Annotated in this window: 14 protein-coding genes; 6 read left to right on the forward strand and 8 right to left on the reverse strand. The window is 60.8% G+C overall.

What is annotated here, in order from left to right:
- Positions 1-113: 113 nt before the first annotated feature.
- The 4 genes from AC22G6_RS17790 to AC22G6_RS17805 are packed head-to-tail and all read right to left on the reverse strand — an operon-like array spanning position 114 to position 3,707.
- Complete coding sequence (locus AC22G6_RS17790) at positions 114-1,385, reverse strand: NAD(P)/FAD-dependent oxidoreductase (RefSeq protein WP_487367875.1); 1,272 nt, start codon at positions 1,383-1,385, stop codon at positions 114-116.
- Positions 1,386-2,171 carry an amino acid ABC transporter ATP-binding protein gene (locus tag AC22G6_RS17795; RefSeq protein ID WP_487367876.1) on the reverse strand — a complete coding sequence of 262 codons (786 nt, stop codon included), beginning with the start codon at positions 2,169-2,171 and terminating at the stop codon, positions 1,386-1,388. It lies immediately after the preceding gene.
- A gap of 11 nt (positions 2,172-2,182) precedes the next feature.
- On the reverse strand, positions 2,183-2,845 hold the full coding sequence (locus AC22G6_RS17800) for an amino acid ABC transporter permease (protein ID WP_487367877.1): 663 nt from the start codon (positions 2,843-2,845) through the stop codon (positions 2,183-2,185).
- A 19-nt stretch (positions 2,846-2,864) separates the two neighbouring features.
- Positions 2,865-3,707: a transporter substrate-binding domain-containing protein gene (locus AC22G6_RS17805; protein ID WP_487367878.1), complete on the reverse strand. Its 843-nt coding sequence runs from the start codon at positions 3,705-3,707 to the stop codon at positions 2,865-2,867.
- 559 nt (positions 3,708-4,266) lie between these two features.
- Between AC22G6_RS17805 and AC22G6_RS17810 the strand changes: the two genes are divergently transcribed.
- Positions 4,267-5,778, forward strand: coding sequence for an aminotransferase-like domain-containing protein (locus AC22G6_RS17810; RefSeq protein WP_487367879.1), 1,512 nt, complete (start codon positions 4,267-4,269; stop codon positions 5,776-5,778).
- 276 nt (positions 5,779-6,054) lie between these two features.
- Here AC22G6_RS17810 and AC22G6_RS17815 read toward each other — a convergent pair whose 3' ends face one another.
- Positions 6,055-6,978, reverse strand: coding sequence for a LysR family transcriptional regulator (locus tag AC22G6_RS17815; protein WP_487367880.1), 924 nt, complete (start codon positions 6,976-6,978; stop codon positions 6,055-6,057).
- Positions 6,979-7,330: 352 nt separating this feature from the next.
- Between AC22G6_RS17815 and AC22G6_RS17820 the strand changes: the two genes are divergently transcribed.
- From AC22G6_RS17820 to AC22G6_RS17840, 5 genes are all read left to right on the forward strand, one after another.
- A complete protein-coding gene (locus AC22G6_RS17820; protein ID WP_487367881.1) occupies positions 7,331-8,491 on the forward strand; it encodes an iron-containing alcohol dehydrogenase in 1,161 nt (386 codons plus the stop codon).
- A gap of 158 nt (positions 8,492-8,649) precedes the next feature.
- The gene (locus AC22G6_RS17825) at positions 8,650-9,876 is read left to right on the forward strand and encodes a TRAP transporter substrate-binding protein (RefSeq protein WP_487367882.1); all 1,227 of its coding nucleotides are present in this window, start codon (positions 8,650-8,652) and stop codon (positions 9,874-9,876) included.
- 84 nt (positions 9,877-9,960) lie between these two features.
- On the forward strand, positions 9,961-10,494 hold the full coding sequence (locus AC22G6_RS17830) for a TRAP transporter small permease (RefSeq protein WP_487367883.1): 534 nt from the start codon (positions 9,961-9,963) through the stop codon (positions 10,492-10,494).
- A gap of 9 nt (positions 10,495-10,503) precedes the next feature.
- The gene (locus tag AC22G6_RS17835; protein WP_487367884.1) at positions 10,504-11,784 is read left to right on the forward strand and encodes a TRAP transporter large permease; all 1,281 of its coding nucleotides are present in this window, start codon (positions 10,504-10,506) and stop codon (positions 11,782-11,784) included.
- 117 nt (positions 11,785-11,901) lie between these two features.
- The gene (locus AC22G6_RS17840; protein ID WP_487367885.1) at positions 11,902-13,371 is read left to right on the forward strand and encodes an NAD-dependent succinate-semialdehyde dehydrogenase; all 1,470 of its coding nucleotides are present in this window, start codon (positions 11,902-11,904) and stop codon (positions 13,369-13,371) included.
- 118 nt (positions 13,372-13,489) lie between these two features.
- Here AC22G6_RS17840 and AC22G6_RS17845 read toward each other — a convergent pair whose 3' ends face one another.
- The 3 genes from AC22G6_RS17845 to AC22G6_RS17855 are packed head-to-tail and all read right to left on the reverse strand — an operon-like array spanning position 13,490 to position 16,611.
- Positions 13,490-14,230, reverse strand: a complete 741-nt coding sequence (locus AC22G6_RS17845) for a sulfite exporter TauE/SafE family protein (RefSeq protein WP_487367886.1) — start codon at positions 14,228-14,230, stop codon at positions 13,490-13,492.
- Between the two features lie 51 nt (positions 14,231-14,281).
- Positions 14,282-16,000 carry an L-aspartate oxidase gene (locus AC22G6_RS17850; RefSeq protein WP_487367887.1) on the reverse strand — a complete coding sequence of 573 codons (1,719 nt, stop codon included), beginning with the start codon at positions 15,998-16,000 and terminating at the stop codon, positions 14,282-14,284.
- The gene (locus AC22G6_RS17855) at positions 15,997-16,611 is read right to left on the reverse strand and encodes a fumarate hydratase C-terminal domain-containing protein (protein ID WP_487367888.1); all 615 of its coding nucleotides are present in this window, start codon (positions 16,609-16,611) and stop codon (positions 15,997-15,999) included. The genes AC22G6_RS17850 and AC22G6_RS17855 overlap by 4 nt, the downstream gene beginning before the upstream one ends.
- Positions 16,612-16,613: the final 2 nt, after the last annotated feature.

A 16,613-nucleotide genomic window follows, 5' to 3' on the forward strand; every position in this document is an offset into this window, starting at 1 on the left:
CATGTTCTTCACTTGATTGGTGCGCACAGAGCCACCACTCTCCACACGTGGAGAGCGTCCGGGTCTTTGATACGGTGATGGCCTGTGCGGCTGCTGAAAAAAGTGCGCGCGAATCAGGCTTCCATTGCTGAGTTGCGCCGGAAGCGACGTGGCGAAAATGGACTGATCGGGATTTCGGGCTCTTTCCCTCTGATCAACGCCACGGCGATTCTTGCGGTGCGCGGAGCTGTGGTGAGTCCGATATGACCATGTCCGAATGCATAAACTGCATTGCTCGCTCCTGAAGACACACCGATAACGGGTTTGCAATCCGACATCGAAGGCCGACGCCCCATCCAGCGTTCGGCCGTGTGCTTGAGTGACCCCAGTTCAGGGTAGGCTTCAGTCGCACGCTTATGCAGAATGCGGATGTGATCCCAGTTGGCGGGTGCATCCGGATGCGCAAGCTCAACCTGCCCGGCTACGCGCACCCCAAGATGGTTCGGTGTGATCGCGATCCGCTTGTCCGGCAGCATCAGTGGCGAGCCAAGTCCTGTGGGGTTCGTGCGGAACTGCAGACTGTAACCACGCTCAACCTTCAAAGGCACCCGGTCACCCAGGGCTGCTGCCAGCGTGACGCTGGCATGACCTGCGGCGATGACAACACTGTCGCAACGCAAACGGCCCCTGGATGTTTCAACGCCAGCGACACGCCCGTTCTCCAGGTGGAAGCCCGTGGCGCGCTCCTGCATCCACTGTGCACCGCGCAAAGCGAGTTTTTCCCATATTGCTTTCGAGTATCCGGCAGTGTCGTTGCAAGAACCTGAATCGGGCACGGCGATGCCAAGGCTGCAGCCAACGGGGCTATTCGGAACTGCGGCCTCAAGTTCGGATGGCGTTACCAGCTTTCTCTCGACACCGAACTGCTCACGCAGCCTCCACGCGAGACGATCGCCTTCAAGTGCCTCTTCGTCCGGATAGAGGTAATGAAGAGGGCCGCGCTGCACGAGATCCGGCCGCCCTATCGCGTGACTCAAGGCTTCGTGCAAGGCGGGAGCGCCTCTTGTCAGCGGCGCCAAAGCAGAAGCCAGGCCACGCAGACGCCCTTCGGTCGCGCCCGCAAGGACAAAGCCGACCGCCCATGCACTCAATCCGGGGAAATCCACGGCACGCACAGACATGGGCGAGTCGCGCCCCAGGAGAAATCCTGGCACCTTCCGCCAGAGCCCCGGATTGGAGACTGGAATCATGAAGCCGGAACTGATCATCGAGCCATTACCGTAGCTCGCGCTGGCATCGCTGCCGATTGGCGCAGGGTCGAGCAGCGTGACGTCGTTACCAGCCTCAAGAAGCTCCCATGCCGCTGCCAACCCGACAATGCCGGCCCCAATGACTACGGAGTGCATCTAGTTGCCCCCCGCCTGACCGTTATGGCCTCGCTCTTTGCTCAGGCGGAAGTGGGACAGAAATGCCTGGGTCCTTGGATCCTGCGGATCGTTGATGACCTGAACGGCCTCGCCATCCTCCACCACGACGCCATCGCGCATGAACACGACTCGATCAGCCACATCGCGGGCGAAAGCCATTTCATGCGTAACGATGATCATCGTCATGCCCTCGTTCGCGAGATCACGCATCACGTTGAGAACGTCGCCTACCAGCTCGGGGTCGAGCGCAGATGTCGCTTCATCGAAAAGCATCACTTCGGGCTCCATTGCCAGGGCACGTGCGATCGCAACGCGTTGCTTCTGCCCCCCGGAAAGTGAGGACGGATGGACGTTGGCCTTGTCCGCCAAACCAACCCGCGACAACTGGGCGAACGCAAGATCGCTCGCAGCCTGCTTCGTCATCTTGCGCACGGTGACCGGACCTTCCATCACGTTCTCAAGCACAGTCATGTGCGGGAACAGATTGAAGTGCTGAAACACCATGCCCGTCTTCTGCCTGAACTCCGCCAGCATCCGTTGTGACAGGACCGCCCTGCCAGCACCGAACTGCAGATTCGTCGCTCCGATCTCGATCGATCCGCGATCTGGCGGAACGAGCAGATTCAAACAGCGCAACAGTGTCGACTTCCCGGACCCCGACGGCCCGATCAAGGCAACTACCTGCCCCTTGTCGACACTCAGACTGATGTCTTTGAGCACCTTGAGGTTTCCAAAACTTTTTTCAATTGAATCGATCGTGATCATGATGAAATACCTCAGTGCTTCACAGCGAAACGACTCTCAAGATGCCGCACTAAAAGAGTTAGGGGGAACAGAAGGGCGAAATAGATCAACGCTACAGCCGTATAGACCTCAAGCGGGCGATAGCTCTCGTGTGCAATAAGCTTGCCCTGGTACAGCAGGTCCGGAACCGCAAGGACTGATACGAGTGATGTGTTTTTCAGGTTGATGATCGACTGGTTGACCAGTGGAGGCACCATCTTCCGGAAAGCCTGGGGCAGGATGATCCGCTTCATGATCTCCCGGGGCATCATGCCAATGGCCTCACCTGCTTCGCGCTGACCCGGATCAATGCCAACAATCCCGCCTCGAATGATTTCGCTGTAGAAAGCGGCCCCGTAAAGCGAGAGTCCCAGGAAAGCCGCAGTGATTGCAGAGATCTCAAACCCAGTCAGAATCGGCAGGGCATAGTAGAACCAGATCAGCGCCACCAGTACCGGCGTACAACGGAAAAACTCCATCAATGAGATACAGGGCACGCGTATCAGTTTATTGTTCGAAAGACTGCCAAGTGCATTGAAAACCCCCGCTACCAGACCCGTCAGAATGGACGCTGCTGCGACGGCAATCGTTACACCAAGCCCGGAAACCAAAAGCTCCTTGAATTCCCATATTGAGGAGAAATCCCATTCGTACATTGCTGTTTCTCTCTGGATGTTAGAGCTGGATCCCTGCGGGGAAATCCGCAGGCGTCACATTAACCAGACTCATGTTCTTTCGGATGGACTCAGGAATGAAACCATTCTCACGGTTCTCCTTGATCCACTTATCGACAAACTCCTGCCACTCCTTGTCTTCCGATTTAGCGAACCCGGCGTGCGAAGTGGTAAACGCAATCGGCATTGGCGCAACAACCTTGCCCAACTGCGTATTCTTCTTGACCGCCGGCAGACTCAGCATCATTACCATGCACTGAGCATCGGCCCTGCCAGACTGCAACGCGATTGATGCTTCCCCAACGGTATCAAGGCGAATGATGGTGGCTTTCGGTAGCAGTCGAGTAACCGTTGCATCGTGAGCAGAGCCTGCATCCACCGCAATACGGATCTCGGGCTTGTTATAGTCCTCCCAGTTCTCGAATATTGCGTTCTCACGACAGATCAGCGTGAAACCGTTCTGAAATACCGCGGCTGAAAAATCGATAGCCTTTTTTCGCTCGGGCGTGGGGTTCAGACCGAACATGAGATCTATCTTTCCCGACTGCAGATCCAGAACGGAGTTGCCCCAGGTCGTTTCAACGATTTCCAGTTTCAACCCGTTTTCCTGTGCGAATTTTCTGGAAACATCGATGAAAATTCCGCGCCAGTCACCGGTTCGAATATCTTTCTGGAAGGCGGGAATACCATCGGTGACTGCTCCGATTCGGAGTTTTCCAGATGAGAGCACTCTTTTCAGCGTGCCCGATTGCTCCTGCGCTGCACCGATCACCGGAATCGAGATGCCACTCGCAAGGAATGCACCGGCACCAAGGTTCTTCAGAAATACCCGTCTGCTCGTCATGATTAGGTCCTCGTAGGTCGAATGTCTGCTTGGCTGTGTGATGACTTTCGGTCAGTCATCCAGGAAGTTCATCTCCGCCCGTCAGATGAGTTGATCGTCGAGCGTTGCGTCACTGTAGCCAGCGTTCTGATTCACGCAAAGTAGCAGTTTTCTTTTTTTTCATGGGTACAGATCGGACCGTGCTGAGTACATATGTCCGCGACATGGGATTCGCTTCAGTTGCCACACTCCCTGTGAACGCGCACTTTCTGGCACTTCGTGGCAGGCGTCGGCCTTACTGAGCGTCGGCGTGTCAACGTTCACGTCCGCGAAACGCTGGCGCAAGCCCCTTTCCCTGCCACTGCCGCAGTCAGGTGTCCCATCGACGGCGCTCGGCGCGCATCCAGGCCGACGCACCAGTTAAATGCAGCACTCGTTGCTCAGGCGGTGGCCTCCCCAGAACCGGATTCAGCTTTGTACTCGGTGGTATTGGCGTATCGGGGTCCACCGTTGCCATATCCGGTCGCGGGGATGGTCGGTGGTTGTATTATTAGCCGCTGAGTTCAGGGAATTTGCACAGATGCTTGAAGAACATCACGTTATTGTCAGATATATAACGATCGACCGGTCGGCTCCGGCCCCTCTTTATATCCAGATCAAATCAGGGCTGGAGATGGCGATACGCGACGGTTACTTCCATAACATCAAGATGCCATCTGCTCGCCTTCTCTCAGAGTTGCTCGAAGTCAGTTTGAACACCATATTGCTAGCGCTGGATGAACTAAAAGCGGAGGGCATGATTTATTCAAAACCACGCTCGGGCCTGTTCATCAATCCAGAGTCGGTGTCATTGGATCATCAGAGCGCCCAGCCTCACGATTTGGGTGCCCCTGCATGGCTGAGATCAGCCGGGTCGCAGAAGAATTCAACACCAGGCCTTCATGTAGTGCGTTCCATCAGTGACACGCAATCAGAGTTCCCCTTCGTCACCTCATCAATCCCGAGTGAGGTTTTTCCCGGGGCGGCCTGGATCAGCGCTTCGCGAAAGGCACTTGAAGGAGAGCATCGCAAGTTCTGCCTGTACGACGGTTTCGGTGCCGACGACCCGATGCTTGTGGCCCAGATCATGGAGAAGATTCTTCATCCGCGAGGACTCAAGGCCGAACCGGAGAACATCGTTCTGACGGCAGGCGCGCAACATGGCCTCTATCTGATCTCAAAATTACTGATTTCAGAAGGAACAGAAGTGGCGATGGAGGATCCGGGTTATCCGGATGCCCGCCATACATTCCTGCGTCAGGGCGCGAAAGTCCTTCCCGTGCCTGTCGATGTTTCAGGCCTTGTTGTCGATGATATTGCGCCGCATGCGAAACTGATCTACACCACACCAAGCCATCAGTTGCCCAGCAATGTCAGCATGTCGGTCCCGCGCAAGGCAAGCCTGGTGAACTTCGCTCGCAAGATAGGCGCCTGCATCATCGAGGACGATTACGATGCGGAGATGCGCTTCGTCGGAAGATCATCCATTCCCATCGCTGCTGGAAATTTCGACAGCGTGATCTACGTCAGCAGCTTCACAAAGTACGTTGGGGCAATGGCACGGATCGGATTCATCGTTGCAGACCGAAACGTAGCCAGGGAGCTGAGAAGTATTCGGCGCTATGAGCTACGGAATATATCAGGGCACGAACAGCGCAGCCTGGCCTTGTTCATCCGGGATGGGGGCTACGCCAAGCTCGTGCGCTCCTTGCGGCGCCTGTCCAAGGAGCGCTGGAGTTCCTGCCAGTCACTGCTCAAGGAAATCCTGCCCGATTGGGCTGCATACCCCTCCATGGGGGGGTCCAATCTCTGGGTCGCTGCACCAAAAGGCCTGGACACGACAAGGCTGGCCAGGATCCTGAGGCGGGAAGGGGTGATCATCGAGCCTGGCTGTGTGTTCTTCGCGGAACCGGCGCACGGGCAATCCTTCGTCAAGCTCGGTTTCAGCCTGATGACTGAACGAAGGCAGCGTGAAGGCATGTTGCGGATAAGGGCTGCGACTGAACGCATTCATGAGGATGTCGCGGAGGAAGCTCCCCCACCCTTGCATTGAGTGCCCCCGAGCCTGGAAAACGAAGACCGAGAGCGCATTACGCACCGCACTTCCATGCGGGTTCGGCACCAAAGGACGTCGGGACGGACTCGCCGGCATGAGACCGACGACTGCAACGCCATGACGATCGGCCCCCACGCGCGAGCAGGACAAGCGTGGGGAGGTCGTCACGACAAAAGATGAAGCGTTCCGGGTGTTCGCCGTGCCAATGCAACCCGGAGACTGCGCGGGAAGACAGTCCCTCCACTGACGCCTAGCAGAGCCTCTGGCTGATACTCAGCGCGCGCGGCTGGACAGTTTCTGACGCGCGGCGACACGTGGCCCACCCTCGCGGAAGTATTCCTTGATTGCCGCGGTGAAGCGCATGCGGCCATGGCGTGTGCGCTCGAGCAGACCTACCCGCCGCTCGACTTCGATGCCGGGCAATGGGATGACGCTGAGGTCCTGGTCGCGCTCCCAATGTACGTTGGTCAGCTGCGGCACGATGGAAACGCCAAAGCCCTGGCGCACGATCTCGACAATGGCCTCTACGGAGTTGAGCTCCATCTCGTCGCACGCCTTCACCTTGCACTGACTGAGTACATCCTTGACCAGATCGCCGGTCCAGGTATGGCGGTCGAAGCGGATGAAGGGCGCCCGGCGCAGGATGTCCAGCGGCGTGTCCGGCAGCGTGAAATGGGGTTGCCGCGGCACGATCAGCACCATCGGCTCGGTGTAGAGGGGCGTCCAGATGAGGCTGGTGGGCAGCGACCGGGGCGACTGGGTGACGACCGCGGCGTCGATCTCGCCGTGCTCCACCTTGTACGCAAAGTCGCTCGACATGCCGGCGAACAGGCGCACTTTCAGCTGCGGATGCTCACGCTTGACGCTCCACAGGGCATCGGCGAAGGCGCCCATCAGAGCCGACACCAGGGCCCCCATGACGACCGTGCCCGACAGTTCGTCGCTGTCGCCCCCGGCGGCCAGCGCTTCGTAGCGCAGCACGAGCTCCTCGATCTCCGGAATGATGTTGCGTCCCGCCACGTTGAGCACGACGGATCGCGGCCCGCGGTCGAACAGCACCTGATCGAGCTCCTCTTCCAGGCCACGGATCTGCAGGCCAACGGCAGCGGCCGTCAGGCCGATCTCCTTGCCGGCGGCGGCGAACGTGCCGTGGCGGGCCACAGCGAGAAAGGTCTTGAAAGTGCGAATGGAAGGCATCGCACAATAATAAAGCGATTCTTTACCTAAGGAAAACAAAGACTAGCTTTTGTTTTCAGATACTGAATCCCACAATGCACACGTTGGCGAAAGGCGAGCAAGAATGATCCGGCAATGTACAGAACGAGACGCGTATGAGAAAAAGACGGCCGCTCTCAGAGTCCCCCTTTCACCGTCTGGCGAGACCAGAACGTGGGCGACTTCATACCTCGTGCGCCGCGAAAGACGGTGTCACGAACGCTCGGCCCCAGCCTCGCCGGCAGATAGCCTCATTCCAATGGTCAGCCTTGATGCCGGCCTGCAGCGCTGCACAGCCTGACCCATTACCCAACTTGTTCCGGAGACAATGAATATGGCCCAGATTCGCTACCTCAACACAATGGAGCTCGAAGCGGGTGCGCTTCGGCACCTTGCTTCCGGCTGTGCAAGCATCGGCATGCGGCGGCCCCTGCTCGTCACCGATGCAGGCGTTCGCGCCGCAGGTCTTGTCGACCGTACCCTCAAGGAGCTCGGAGGCGTCGACAATGTGGCCGTGTTCGACGCTACGCCGTCCAACCCGACGGAGGCCGCCGTCCGCGAGGCACTGGCGGTGGCGAGAGCACACCAGTGTGATGGTCTGATCGCGCTGGGTGGCGGCTCATCGATCGATTGCGCCAAGGGCGTGTCCATCGCGGCAACTCACGAAGGCCCCCTGGCACGCTACGCCACCATCGAAGGCGGCTCACCCCTGATAACTGAGCGCGTGTGGCCGCTCATTGCAGTACCCACCACCGCGGGTACCGGCAGCGAGGTGGCACGGGGCGCGATCGTGATCGTCGAGGACGGACGCAAACTGGGCTTTCACTCGTGGCATCTGATGCCCCGACTGGCGATTCTCGACCCGGATCTCACGCTCGGCCTGCCGCCGTCCCTGACCGCAGCCACCGGCATGGATGCCATCGCGCATTGCATGGAGGCCTTCATGGCGCCCGCATTCAATCCGCCAGCCGACGGCATCGCCCTGGATGGGCTGGAGCGAGGCTGGGCAAACATCGCGACCGCGACTCTTGAAGGCGGAAACGTCGAGGCAAGGCTGCAGATGATGAGCGCGTCGATGCAGGGCGGGCTGGCATTTCAGAAAGGCCTGGGCTGCGTCCATTCGCTCAGCCACAGTCTTGGCGGCGTGAATCCCGGCTTGCACCACGGCACCCTCAACGCCATGTTCCTTCCTGCCGTGATCCAGTTCAACGCGCAGGCTGAATCGGTGGTGCGGGAGCGTCGTCTCGAGCGCATGGCGGCAGCCATGGGACTGGGGCAGATGCAATCGGCCGAGCAGGCCGCACACGCACTTGGCGAGACCATCAAGGCCATGAACCGGCAACTCGGTCTGCCCAGCGGGCTCGCGGCCATGGGGGTCGAGACCGGTTGCTTCAACCGCGTCATCGACGGCGCACTGGCCGATCACTGTCACAAGCTGAACCCCCGGCTCGCATCAGCGGACGACTACCGGCACATGCTCCACGCATCCATGTAACGCAAATTCCGGCGGAACTTCGCCGATCACCGCAGCGCACGAATCAGTCGGGCAACCAAGAACTGGATCGCTGCGGTAGCCCTGAAGCAAAAAATGACTATAAGCCCAGCACTTCAAGGGGCTCTTATGTCCACCCGCCACCTAGAGGAGATACTCAAATGGCAAAAGACACACCGATCGATCGCCGTGGATTCTTGCGCATTGCCGGCCGATATGGATTGACGTCCACCGTTATCGCCGCCGCCAGCTTCGCAGGGCCGCTCACGCTCAGTGGTCTGGCAAGGGCCGCATCGCAAACGGCCGACGCACGCAACGCCAGTACCCCGCTGTATACACTCAAGTTTGGCGCAGCCGGGTTCAACGAAGAGAACCTGAAGATCCAGGAATCGGGCCAGCTGTGGTTCGCGCAGGAACTTGAGAAACGCAGCAACGGCGCGCTCAAGATCGAGTTCATCGGCAGCAACGCCATCTGCAACCAGCTCGACTGCGTCAAGAAAACCCAGCAGGGCATCATCGACCTGTTCTCGGCCAGCACGCAGAACTCGGCTGGCGCGGCACCGTACTACAACGTGCTCGACTTCGCGTACATGTTCCCGTCGCGCGCCGCACAGCACTACTTCCTGTATCACCCGAAGAGCGAAAAGCTGTTCCGCGAGCCGATGCGCAAGCGTCACAACATCCAGTTCCTGTTCAGCCACTGCGAACTGCGCGGCATCATGCTGGGCAAGAAATTCGCCGACGCACCGCTGATCACCAGCGTGGAGCAGCTCGCCGGCACCAAGAACCGCGTCACCGGCACCCAGCTCGGGCGCATCGCGATGCAGCTGATGAACCTCAACCCGGTACCGATCTCCTGGGAAGAAACCCTCGACGGCCTCAAGCAAGGCCTGATCGATGGCGCAGAAACCTGGATGGGTGCAGCCGCCTATGCCAACATGGCGCCCGTGCTGTCGCAAGCGGTGGACCTTAAGTTCTTCTGCGGTACGGAACACACCGCAATGAACAACAAGACCTTCGAAAAGCTGCCGTCAAACCTGCAGGACGTGGTGATGGAAACCTCGTTCGCCGCCCAGCAATACACCCAGCGCGAGCAGGAAAAGGCACTGATCGACGTCGTTGGTGCAGTCCCCAACCCCGGCCCGGACACCGTGTTCGGCAAGAACAAGGTTCGTGTGGCCACGCTCTCCGATGCGGAAATTCTGAAGGCCGAAAAGATGTGCTCGCCCGAGTACAACCCGAAGCCGTGGGAAGAGTGGCGCGAGCGTCTGTCCAAGATGTCGGGTGGCCAGGATGTGTACAAGGAAATCTTCGACATCGCGCGCGAGATCCCGAAGAACACCCAGGTCGCCGACGTTCAGGCCCGCCGCTGGTGGCAGACCGCCTGACTGGCGCAAGCCCGCAGATAACAGACTGCCGACCCCGCCCAGTGCGGGGTCGGCGTTCACCGTCGTGTTTCTGGAGCCACTCCAATGTCCTACCTGATGGCGCTACTTCGGTGGTTTGACCGCAACACCGAACGCACACTCATTCTGATCGCATACTCCAGCATGGCCCTGATCATCGTGTATGCGGTCTTCGAACGCTATGTCTTCAGTACCCAGATTCCATGGAGCACCTCGATCCCGATCTACCTGTTCCTGTGGGTGGCGTGGGTCGGCTGTGCGTACAACGTCAAGAAGCGCACACACCTGGTGTTCAACGACTTTCGCCTGCGCATGCCCTACGGCATGCAGTTCGCCATGATGTGGCTCGACACCATCCTGTGGATCGGCTTCGGCTCCGTCGTTGCCTGGTTCACCATCGAACAGACTCAGCTCGCCTATGACAACTTCTCCATCGTGCAGGGCACGGACAACGTCATGCAGTGGTGGTTCTATCTCGCGACGCCGATTGGCTGGATCCTGCTGATGTTTCGCGCCTTGCAGAACCTGTACGAAGACATCGGCCGCTTCCGCCGGCGTGAGCCCTTCATGGTTGATATTCAGACCATCGGCGGCGACTGAGGAATCATCATGGACAACTCATTACTCATTACCCTGGTCACGCTGGGCGTCGTCGGTCTGTTCCTCGTCGGCGTGCCGATCTTCCTGGTCATCGCCTTGTGGGTCACGGGCGTTTCGCTCGTCATCGATTTCACCCTCGCCAATATTGGCGTCACCCTGTTCGAGGGTCTGAACTTCTTCGGCCTGCTGTCGCTACCGCTCTTCATCCTGACGGGCGACCTGATTGCCTCGGCGGGCATCGCAACCCGGCTGGCCAACTTCGCACACGCATGCCTGAGCTGGATGCGCGGCGGCCTCGGCTTGGCCACGATCGGCTCCTGCGGCCTGTTTGCGGCCATCTCCGGCTCGAACTCGGCGACCACCGCAACCATCGGCGGCATCATGCACCCGCTCCTGGTGAAGGACGGCTACGACACCCGCTTCGCCGCCGCCACGGCCGCTGCCGGGGGTACCGTCGGCATCATCATCCCGCCCTCGATCATTTTCATCGTCTACGGGTTCCTGATGAACCTGTCGATCTCCGACCTGTTTCTTGCCGGCATCATGCCGGGCATGCTGATGGTCATCGCGATGCAGGTGGTGTGCTGGTGGATGTGCAAGAAGAATGGCTGGGGTTCGGTCACGCCGCTCGACATGAAGCGCGTGTTCCGCACGGCACGGCAGGCTTACCTCGGCTTCTTTGCGATTTTCATCGTCATTTTCGGCATCTACTCGGGCATCTTCTCGCCGACCGAAGCCGCAGCGATCACGGTCGGCTTCTGCCTGGTCGCGGGCCTGCTGATTACCCGCGAAATCAAGTGGAAAGCCCTGCCTGACATTCTGCTGCGCTCGGGTCAGCTCACCGGCATGCTCACACCGATGATCGCGGTGTCCATCGTCATGCAGCAGGTGTTCGGCCTGCTGGGTGTGGCCGACACCGTGGCGGCCTTCATCGCCTGGTTCGGAAGTGGCGATACGGTGGTGCTGCTGGTGTGCATGGCAATCGTCATGGCCGCAGGCTGCATCCTCGAAAGCCTCCCGGTAACGGTGATCTTCGCCCCCATCCTGGCGCCCATCGCCGTCGCAACAGGTGTCGATCCGGTGCATTTTTCGGTGATCTTCCTCGTCGGCGCCGCCATCGGCTTCATCACCCCGCCGTTTGGCCTCAACCTGTTCGTCGCCAGCGGCGTCACCGGTATCCCGTACTCCAAGCTGGTGCGCTTCGCGGTGATGTACATGGTCGGCCTGGTCATCGCGTGGCTGCTCATCGCCTTCGTGCCCTGGCTGTCGCTCGGTCTGAGCGTCAACTGATGCTTCACGCACCATCAACTGCGGCGGCCGAGGCCGCCGTAGCTGATGGTGCCTTCAACGCATGAAATTTCCATTCACAACATCTCGCCGGCCGCGACCGGCGCACAGGAGACACGCATGACGCTCGCCCTCGAAAATCCGCAGCTGCAACGCAGCGCCCATTACATTGACGGAAAGTGGTTGTCCAACTGCGACCGTGTGCTCGACGTCACCAATCCGGCCGACGGGAGCCTGGTCGCGCAAGTGCCCGATGGGCGGGCCTCGGATGCGCGCGCCGCGGCAGATGCCGCGCATGCGGCCTTTGCCACGTGGCGCGAGGTACCGGCGAAGGAACGTGCGCAGTGCCTGAAGCGCTGGAACGATCTCGTCGTCGTTCACAAGACCGACCTCGGCCGCATTCTGTCGCGTGAGCAGGGCAAGCCGCTGGCCGAGGCCATCGCCGAAGTCATGTACGCGGCCAGCTACATCGAGTGGTTTGCCGAAGAGGCCACGCGCGCCAACGGCGATGTCATTCCCGCTCCGGTTCCGGGGCGGCGCATGCTGGCGCTGCGGGAACCGGTCGGCGTCGTCGCCGCGGTGGCACCATGGAATTTTCCGGCGGCGATGATCGCGCGCAAGATCGCACCGGCACTGGCCGCAGGCTGCACGGTGGTGTGCAAGCCGGCAGAGGACGCCCCCCTGAGCGCGCTGGCCCTGGTCGGGCTCGCCGCAGAAGCAGGCTTTCCGGCCGGTGTGCTGAACATCGTCACCGCGTCGCGCGATCGCACGCCCGAGGTCGTGGACGCCTGGCTCGACGACGCCCGCGTGCGCAAGATCAGCTTCACGGGCTCCACCGCTGTCGGCAAGCATCTGGCGCGCCGCTCGGCCGATACGCTCAAGAAGGTCTCGCTCGAGCTCGGCGGCAACGCCCCCTTCATCGTCTTCGAGGATGCGGACCTGGATGCAGCAGTCCAGGGCCTGATGGTTTCCAAGTTCCGCAATGGCGGTCAGACCTGCGTCTCCCCGAACCGGGTCTTCGTCCATGCGTCGGTGCACGACGCGTTCATGAGCCGGCTTCGCGCGCGCATCGAGGCCTTGAAGGTCGGCCCGGCTGCGCAGGCAGATTCCCAGATCGGCCCGATGATCAATGAACGTGCAGTGGCCAAGATCGAAGCCCATGTGGCCGACGCCCTGGCCAAGGGCGCACGCCTGGTGAGCGGCGGACGTCGCCTCACGGAACTTGGGCCGCAGTTCTACGCCCCCACGCTGCTCACCGACGCTGACGCAACGATGGCCTGCGCATGCGAAGAGACCTTCGGCCCGGTGGTGGCAGTGACACGCTTCACCGACGAAGCAGACGTGATCGCACTCGCCAACGACACCGCCTACGGCCTCGCAGCCTACTTCTACACCAACGACGCGAAGCGGATCTGGCGCGTGACCAAGGCGCTGGAGACGGGCATCGTCGGCGTCAACGAGGGTGGGGTGGCCTCAGAGGCTGGCCCCTTCGGTGGCGTCAAGGAGTCCGGTTATGGCCGCGAGGGCTCGGTGCATGGTCTTGCCGACTACCAGCACATCAAGTACGTCTGCGAGGGCGGACTGGGCTGATCAAACGCTCACGCCCATTGCCGGGTCGGCAATGGGCGTGGCTCAGGTCAGACAGAACAGTAGTGACAATACGGAACGCGATGCTCGCACGAACAAGGCTACAGACAGGCCTTGTTCGTCACATCCCGGCGGCACGGACAATCAGGTTCAGTCCGCCAACCACAAGGACGACATAGACTGCATGCACGACCCTGCGGGCGGGCAGTCGCCGGTACAGCAGGGTCCCGGCGTAGAGGCCGAACAAGGCACACGGGATGAGCATTGCAGCCAGCCACAGCACTTCGCTGTGGTACAGGTCGGACACCGAAAAAATCGCCAGACGCACCAGACCGCTCAACAGTATTGCGATCGCGATGGTGGCACGGAGCGCGTCCTTGTCGCGCAGCCGACGCGCGAGATACATCACATAGACCGGCCCGCCGGTGCCGAACACGGCGCTGAACATGCCGCCGACCAGGCCGCTTGGTGCGGCCCAGGCGGCGGAAGCCAGCTGCTCGCCTGGCTTCGACAACAGTGTCCAGCACACATAGGCGAGCACGAAGCCGCCCAGACCAAACAGAAGGATCTGTTCCGACACGGTCACAAGCACGATGCTTCCAACCGCCATGCCGCACAGCAGGAACGGCAGCATGCGCAGAATCTCGGGCCTGCTCACCACCCGGTGGTTTCGAGTCCCGAACAGCAGTGCCACACACGGCTCGAGCAAGGCCATGAGCGGCACCACGAAGTGCAGCGGAAAGAACTGCGCGAGAAAGGGCACCGCCACGATCGACGACCCGAACCCCGTGAGTCCGAAGACTGCGAAGGCCGAAGTGATGATGAGGGCGGCGAAGAGAATGGTGTCGTAGGGAACCGTCATCGCGACACCACGCCGTGCGTGCTGCGCGGTGACGATCCCCGGCCAGCCGGATCAGGCCTCAAGCAAGGACTCCCCAGGTCGAACGCGGGAGAACTGGACGGCTTCCCGCGCCAGGACGATTTCGTCACCGACCAGGCGCGCGACGGTATACGACGACGCTTCGAGATCGCTGGTCGAAGGAAAATCCTCCCTGAAATGCGCACCCCGCGAGTCCTCGCGGGCGAGTGCCGCCTTTGCGATGACCTTGCTGACGGAAACCAGACTCTTGAGATTGAGCCAGTCATGCCAGGTCAGATTGAAGCTGCGATCCTCGGTGCCCACGCCCGTGCTGGACAGCTCGGCGTCCAGTTCGGCAAGTTTCGCCTGTGCGCGCGTGAGTCCCGCAGCGTCGCGCAGAATACCGACGTCGGTCCACATGCATTCGTAGAGCGCTTCACGAATGGCCTCGAGATCGCCTGAGGGCTGCTTGAGCGGCGCCTCATGCGAGGCGATGCTGCGCATGATCGCCGCCTCGTCGGGAGCGCGCTCCGCAGGGTTGTCCTTGACCCAGCGGGCCATGCTGTCGCCGGCGATGCCGCCGAATACCGTCGAGTTGGCAACACCATTGCCGCCGAGGCGATTGGCCCCATGCACGCCGCCGGTATCCTCCCCAGCCGCAAACAGCCCGGTCAGATGTGTCGTACAGTCAGGACGGAAAACCAGGCCACCCATCATGTAGTGTGCGGTCGGCACCACCTCGACGAGATCGCCGGCAAGATCGAAGCCGCAGTCTGCACAGCGATCAACCATGCCCTTGAACTGCTTGCGCACCTTCTCCGGCCCGAGGTGGCTCATCTGGATGTATGCCCCGCCATTCGGCGTTTTGCGGCCCGCACGCATCTCCGAGAAGATCGAGCGCGAAACAATGTCGCGCGTCGCCCGCTCTTCGCGTGGGTCGTAGTTCGCCATGAAGCGTTCCTTGTTGCCGTTGAGCAACCAGCCGCCTGCACCGCGCAAGCCCTCTTCGAGGACGGTTCCCGTCATCCGCGTGTGGGTGCCGGCGAGCAGTCCCGTCGGATGGAACTGCACCATCTCCATGTCCCGCAGCGGCAGCCCTGCCCGCAGCGCCATTGCGAGGCCGTCGCAGCTCTTGTCGCCAGACGGCGTGTGGAAGCGATACATGGTTGGCCCGCCGCCGGTTGCAAGCAGCACCGCTTTTGCCTGAACGAACACGAACTCGCCGCTGCGCATGTCGATCATCAGCACCCCGGCAAGTGACTTGCCATCGGCCGTCTTGATCAGATCGACTGCCCGGTGCTCTTCGAGCCGGTTGATCCCGCGTGACCAGACCTGCTCGGCCAGGCGGTTGATGATCTCGATACCGGTCAGGTCGCCCTTGTGCACCGTGCGGTCGAAGGTCTGACCTGCGAACGCCTTCTGATGCACCGTGCCGTCGGGGTTGCGGTCGAAGAAGCAGCCGAGTTCGTTCTCGAGTTCGTGGATGCGCTCGACCGACTTCGTGACCAGGGTCCAGGCCAGATCCTGATTGGAGAGCCACTTGCTGCCCTCGATCGTGTCCATGAAGTGACGCTCGACGGAGTCACCCGTCGCCAGCGCGACGTTGTAGCCGCCCTGCACCATGCGCGTGCAGCCGCATTTGCCAAGCAAGCCCTTGACCGCGACGGTAATCGACAGCTCCGGCGCCTGCTGATGCGCGTGCAAGGCGGCAAACAGCCCGGCACCGCCGGAGCCGAGAATCAGGATGTCGGTGGAAACGCGCTTGATGCTCATGACGACTGGACTCCCAGGCTGGCCAGCGCGCTGGCCCGGTTGCGCTCGACGTCACTGCGAACGACGTTGTAGAGGCTGTTGCCGTGGCTGTCCATCGCCACCAGCAGCGGCCCGAAATTCCGGATGCGGAATTTCCACAGCGATTCCGGATTCAGATCATCGAGGTCAACATCCTCGATCTGCTCAATCCAGGTGGTCTCCAGTGCGGCCGTGCCGCCAACGATCGCGAGATAGACGCCACCGAGTTCCTCAAACGCAGCAAGCGAACCTTCACGCATGCCGCCCTTGCCGACGATCATGCGCACGCCGTATTGCGTCATCAGCGGGCGGGTAAAGCGCTCCATGCGATCGGAGGTCGTCGTGCCGATACACACCGGCGCGTAGCCCGCCGGGTATTCCGTGCTCGGCTCGACCTTGCGCACGTTCGGTGCGGTATGGATGACCGCGTGGCCGGACAGGTCGAATCGCGTGCTGCGACCGTGATCGAAAAGGTGGATCTGCGTTGCATCGCGGATGCCGAAAAGGGTTGTCTGCAGGGTAACGGTGTCGTTGACGCGAAGCTTGCGGATCTGCGCCTCGCTCACCGGCGTTTCGAGTTCGTAGTGGGCCATGA

It is taken from the genome of Parazoarcus sp. PS-13 R2A, from assembly GCF_057621855.1.